The sequence below is a fragment of the Xanthobacter autotrophicus genome, assembly GCF_030015065.1.
Taxonomy (GTDB): domain Bacteria; phylum Pseudomonadota; class Alphaproteobacteria; order Rhizobiales; family Xanthobacteraceae; genus Xanthobacter; species Xanthobacter autotrophicus_D.
Genome location: NZ_JAIVFN010000189.1, coordinates 1 through 5,237 on the forward strand (window position 1 = coordinate 1; position 5,237 = coordinate 5,237).

5 protein-coding genes are annotated in these 5,237 nt (G+C 71.0%); 1 reads left to right on the forward strand and 4 read right to left on the reverse strand.

The features are described 5' to 3' along the window. Positions 1-80: 80 nt before the first annotated feature. Genes K9U40_RS21865 through K9U40_RS21880 form a run of 4 tightly spaced genes read right to left on the reverse strand, consistent with a single transcriptional unit; the run spans position 81 to position 3,412 of the window. Positions 81-911, reverse strand: a complete 831-nt coding sequence (locus tag K9U40_RS21865) for an ATP-binding cassette domain-containing protein (RefSeq protein WP_282892224.1) — start codon at positions 909-911, stop codon at positions 81-83. After that, entirely contained in the window at positions 911-1,846 is a 936-nt protein-coding gene (gene ssuC / locus K9U40_RS21870; RefSeq protein WP_282892225.1) for an aliphatic sulfonate ABC transporter permease SsuC, read from the reverse strand. The genes K9U40_RS21865 and ssuC overlap by 1 nt, the downstream gene beginning before the upstream one ends. Positions 1,847-1,858: 12 nt before the next feature. After that, positions 1,859-2,824: a sulfonate ABC transporter substrate-binding protein gene (locus tag K9U40_RS21875; protein WP_282892226.1), complete on the reverse strand. Its 966-nt coding sequence runs from the start codon at positions 2,822-2,824 to the stop codon at positions 1,859-1,861. A gap of 54 nt (positions 2,825-2,878) precedes the next feature. Then, positions 2,879-3,412, reverse strand: coding sequence for a flavin reductase family protein (locus tag K9U40_RS21880; protein WP_282892227.1), 534 nt, complete (start codon positions 3,410-3,412; stop codon positions 2,879-2,881). Positions 3,413-3,613: 201 nt separating this feature from the next. Here K9U40_RS21880 and ssuD point away from each other — a divergent pair, with 201 nt between their 5' ends. After that, positions 3,614-4,837, forward strand: coding sequence for an FMNH2-dependent alkanesulfonate monooxygenase (gene ssuD / locus K9U40_RS21885; protein WP_282892228.1), 1,224 nt, complete (start codon positions 3,614-3,616; stop codon positions 4,835-4,837). The last annotated feature ends 400 nt before the right edge of the window (positions 4,838-5,237 follow it).

Here is a 5,237-nt window from a genome sequence, read left to right on the forward strand (position 1 = left end):
AAGAGACAGGGCGGTGGCTTCGCGCCCGGTCCCGGCGCGGCTTCCGGACTGAGGACGTCCGGCCCGCCTGCGCCCGCCCCTCACACGGCGGCGAGGATACGCTCGTGGAGGCGGGCGGCGTCGGCGCCCGTGCGCCCGCCACGCGGGAGATCGACCGGCACGTCGAGGGCGACCTCGCCCTGCCGCAGCACCACCACCCGGTCGGCGAGGGAGACCGCCTCGGCCACGTCATGGGTGATGAGCACCACGGTGAAGCCGTGCTCCTGCCAGATGCGCTCGGTGAGGCGGTGCATCTCCACCCGCGTCAGGGCATCCAGCGCACCGAACGGCTCGTCCAGCAGCAACACGCCGGGACGCGACACCAAAGCGCGGGCCAGCGCCACGCGCTGCTTCTGCCCGCCGGAGAGCACGTAGGGCCATTCCCGGCCGCGATCGGCGAGGCCCACGTCCTTCAGCGCCGCATGGGCCCTTTCGCGCCAGCCGGGACCGCGGGCGATGCCCACATTGCCGATCACCCGCTGCCAGGGCGCGAGGCGCGCATCCTGGAACAGCAGGCGCACCTGTGGCATCAGGCCGGTGACGGGGGCGTCGCCGATGCGCACCGCGCCGGAATTCGCGGTGTCGAGCCCGCAGATGAGGCGCATGAGGGTGGTCTTGCCCCCGCCCGAGCGGCCCACCACGGCGAGGAACTGGCCGGCGGGCACGTCGAGGTCGAGCCGGCGCAGCACGGTGCGGGCGCCGAAGCTCTTCACCACATTGTCCAGGCGGATGCGCTCGCCCTGCCAGCGTTCGGCGGCGGGGGGCTGCGGGAAGCGCGGGGCGCGGAAGGTCTCGCGAATCTCCGCTTCGCGGCGGTCCCGGTCACGCAGGGCGGCGGAGATTTCGGCGTCGGTGGCGGCGAAAATCTCCATCACGCCACGCCCTTGCCGCCGGGCTGGTAAGCCGGGTTCCAGGCCAGCGCGCGCTGCTCGATGGTCCGCGTCAGGCTGTCGGCGAGCTTGCCGAGCAGGGCATAGGCGAGCACGCCCAGCACCACCACGTCGGTCTGGAGGAATTCGCGGGCGTTCATGGTCATGTAGCCGATGCCCTCGGTGGAGGAGATGGTCTCGGCCACGATCAGCGTCAGCCACATGATGCCGAGCGCGTAGCGCAGCCCCACCAGCACCGAGGGCAGCGCCCCCGGCAGCACGATGCGGGTGAACAAGGCGGCCGGGGAGAGCCCGTAGACCCGCGCCATCTCAATGAGGCCGGCATCCACGTTGCGGATGCCATGATAGGTGTTGAGATAGATGGGGAAGGCCACCCCCACCGCCACAAGGAAGATCTTGGCCTCCTCGCCGATACCGAACCACAGGATCACGAGGGGGATGATGGCGAGGTGCGGCACGTTGCGCAGCATCTGCAGGGTGGAATCCAGCGCGGTTTCCGCCGGCTTCCACAGCCCGTTGAGCACCCCGAGGGCAAAGCCGATGCCGCCGCCGATGGCGAGCCCGGTCAGCGCCCGCCCGGTGGAGACGGAGATGTTGGCGATGAGCGTGCCGTCCTTCAGCGTGCGCCAGAAGGCGAGGGCCACGTCCCCCGGCGCCGGCAGCACGCGGGAGGAGAGAAAGCCGAGGCTCGCCGCCGCCTGCCACACGGCGAGGATGGCCAGCGGCAACGCCCACGGCGCCAGCGACTTCCCGAGGGCACGCCCGGTGGTTGCGAGCCGGGACCGGCCCGCGGCGCCGGCCGCGTCGCGCCGCTCCGCCTTCGCCCCGGCGACGGCGGGGACGCCGCTGCCCGGCACGGCGCCGGCAACCGCGCCCTGGGTGAAGGCGATGGCTTCGGTGGGGCCGGACAGGCTCATGGCGGACCTCCTTCAGGATTTGGGGGCGCGCAGGGCGTCGGCGATGCGGATGGGCTTGGGAATGAGGCCCAGGGCGAAGAAGGCGTCCGCCACCTTCTGCTGCTCGCCCGCCACCTGGGGGGTGAGCGGCTTCACGTCATACTGCTGGCGGGCGAGGGCCACTTCGAGGATCGGCACGGGAATGCCGATGAGGGGCGAGAAGGTCTCGGCCGCCGCCTTGGGATTGGCCTTCACCCACGCGCCGATCTCGGCGACACCGGCGAGGATGGCGTCCACCACCTGCGGCGCCTGGTCCACGAACGCTTTGGTGGAGAAATAGAACTGGTAGTTGGAGACGATGCCGGTGCCGTCCGCCAGCTGCCGCGCCTCGATGGTCTTCTCCGCCGCCGCCTGGAACGGGTCCCAGATGGCCCAGGCGTCCACCGAGCCGCGCTCGAAGGCGGCGCGGGCGTCGGCCGGGGTGAGGAAGACGGTCTTGATGTCGCTATAGGCGACGCCGGCCTTCTCCAGCGCCTTCACCAGCAGGAAATGGACGTTGGAGCCCTTGTTGAGGGCCACCGTCCTGCCCTTGAGGTCGGCGACGCTCTTCAGCGGGCTGCCCTTGGGCACCAGGATGGCCTCGCCCTGCGGCGCGGCGGGCTCGTAGCCCACATAGACCAGCGGCGCGCCGGCGGCCTGGGCGAACACCGGCGGGGCCTCGCCCGTATTGCCGAAGTCGATGGCGCCGGCGTTCAGCGCCTCCAGCAGCTGCGGGCCGGCGGGGAACTCGGCCCACTTCACGCCGTAGCCGAGCCCCTTCAGCTTCTCTTCCAGCAGCCCCTTGTTCTTCAGCAGGATAAGGGTGCCGTACTTCTGGTAGCCGATGCGGACCACCTTCTCCTGCGCCAGCGCGGGGGCCGACGGGAGGCCCACCGCCAAGCCAGTCGCGAGGCCGGCGGCGAGGAGGAGGAAAGCGCGGCGGGTGATGCGGTGGGTCATCGGGGGTCCTTTGGGGTGATCCTTCGGGAGAAACGCGGGGGCCTGCGGCCGGCTTCAGTCAGCGAGGCCGCGATAGGAGCCGGCCCAGTACAGCAGCGGCTGGGCGCTCTCGGTGATGCGCGAGGCCACCACCCGGCCGATGACGATGACGTGGGAATGCCGCTCGATGGCGTCCTCCAGCACGCAGTCGAAGGCGGCCAGCGCGTCCGCCAGCACCGGGGCGCCGGTCTCCAGCCGGGTCCAGTCGGCGCCCTGGTAGCGCGCGGGCCCCTTCAGCCCGCCCTTGCCGGCGAACTGGTCGGCGAGGGGCTGGTGGTGCGGGCGCAGCACGTTGATGGCGAAGGCCCGCTCCTGCAGCACCGGCCCGAGGGAGGAGCCGGCGCGGTTGATGGTGATGAGCAGGGTGGGCGGCTCCACCGACAGGGAGGTGACCGAGGTGGCGGTGAGCCCGGTGCGCCCGTCGCCCGCGCCGACGGTGAGCACGCTCACCGCCCCGGCCAGCTTGCGCATGGCGGCGCGGAAGGCGAGCGAGGCGTCCGGCAGCTCGGGCGCGAGGGCGGGGGAGGCGACGGACGTATGTGCGTTCATGGAGGGCCTCTGAAATCGCCGCGGTGGCGCGGCCGGGGCGTTCGGGACCGCCTCCGGAGTGTTCCGGAGGCGGCGTGATGGAAAAAAGGATAGACAGCGGCCACCTCTATAGTCAATAAATTCGATGAAATTTATTGAATTAAAATGGCGCGTCGCGGCGGGGTCTCCCGGTGGCCGGCGCGCCGCATTCGGGAGCCATCCATGTCGAGTTCCGAAACGTCGAGTTCCGAAGCCGTGAACGCCGCAGCCCCCCTCACCGCCGCGCGGGAGGCCAATGTGCTGTGGTTCCTGCCCACCCACGGGGACGGGCATTATCTCGGCACGTCCCACGGGGCGCGGGAGGTGAATCTCGGCTACCTCAGGCAGATCGCGCAGGCGGCGGACCAGCTCGGCTATTACGGCGTGCTCATCCCCACCGGCCGCAGCTGCGAGGACAGCTGGATCGTGGCCTCGGCGCTGGCCGGCCTCACCGAGCGGCTGCGCTTCCTGGTGGCGGTGCGGCCGGGCCTGCTCTCCCCGGCGGTGGCCGCGCGCATGACGGCGACGCTGGACCGCATCTCGGGCGGGCGTGCGCTCATCAACGTGGTCACCGGCGGCGACCCGGAGGAGAACAGGGGCGACGGCTTCTTCGCCGATCACGGCGAGCGCTACGAAATTACCGCCGAGTTCCTCGACATCTACACCCGCCTGCTGAAGGGCGAGGAGGTGACCTTCGCCGGCAGGCATCTGAAGGTGGAGGGCGGCAAGCTGCTCTATCCGCCGGTGCAGCAGCCCCATCCGCCGCTGTTCTTTGGCGGCTCCTCCGCCCCGGCCCATGATGTGGCGGCGCGGCAGGTGCAGAAATATCTCACCTGGGGCGAGCCGCCGGCGCTGGTGGCCGAGAAGATCAAGGACCTGAAGGCCCGCGCGGCAGCTGTGGGCCGCGAGCTGACCTTCGGCATCCGCCTCCATGTCATCGTGCGCGACACCACTGCCGAGGCCTGGGCGGCGGCGGACAAGCTCATCTCCCACATCGACGACGCCACCATCGCCGAGGCGCAGAAGGTGTTCGCGCGCATGGATTCGGAAGGCCAGCGGCGGATGAGCGCCCTGCATGGCGGCCGCCGCGACAAGCTGGAGGTGAGCCCCAATCTGTGGGCCGGCGTCGGCCTGGTGCGCGGCGGGGCCGGCACGGCTCTGGTGGGCGACCCGCAGACGGTGGCGGAGCGCATCAGGGAATACATGGCGCTCGGCCTCGATACCTTCGTGCTCTCCGGTTATCCCCACCTCGAGGAAGCGTACCGGTTCGGCGAAGGCGTGCTGCCGCTCCTGCCGCTCGCCGCGGGCACCGGCGCTCCCAGGGCGGTGACGAACCACCGCGGTCCGTTCGGCGAGATCATCGGCAATGCCATCGTGCCGCAGGAGCGCCGGGTCTCGGCATCCTGAGCCACGGGCGGGCCTTCCAGGCTGTCCGGAAAGGCAACCCTCTGGCGCCTGGGTCGTGTCTCGCCTTGAGACCAGGCGCGGTCCTGCTCCCTCTCCCACCTGCGGGGGAGGGGTGGTGCGGGAGAGGCGTTCCGGCGGCATCGCAAGCGGTTCGGCGTGGATGCCCGGAACCCGGATGTTCCCGCGTTCCCACCATGAGACCCGAAGTCGGCACCCGCCGGCTTCGGGCATAGGCCGGGCATGACGACGGTCGCCGCCGCGATGCCATCTCTGGATTTACAAGCGGATTCTGAGGCTTGGGGCCCCCTTGCCCGGTGATGGTCGGCCATGACGGCGGCGAAGGTGCCGGCAGGGTGCGAGCCTCCGGCACCTCTTGAAAGGCGCCCCCATCCCGCAGCCC

What these genes read in the sequence shown, in the direction of transcription:
- ssuC (WP_282892225.1), bottom strand. Translation starts at nt 1,846, where the DNA reads ATGAGCCTGTCCGGCCCCACCGAAGCCATCGCCTTCACCCAGGGCGCG.
- K9U40_RS21865 (WP_282892224.1), bottom strand. Translation starts at nt 911, where the DNA reads ATGGAGATTTTCGCCGCCACCGACGCCGAAATCTCCGCCGCCCTGCGT.
- ssuD (WP_282892228.1), top strand. Translation starts at nt 3,614, where the DNA reads ATGTCGAGTTCCGAAACGTCGAGTTCCGAAGCCGTGAACGCCGCAGCC.
- K9U40_RS21875 (WP_282892226.1), bottom strand. Translation starts at nt 2,824, where the DNA reads ATGACCCACCGCATCACCCGCCGCGCTTTCCTCCTCCTCGCCGCCGGC.
- K9U40_RS21880 (WP_282892227.1), bottom strand. Translation starts at nt 3,412, where the DNA reads ATGAACGCACATACGTCCGTCGCCTCCCCCGCCCTCGCGCCCGAGCTG.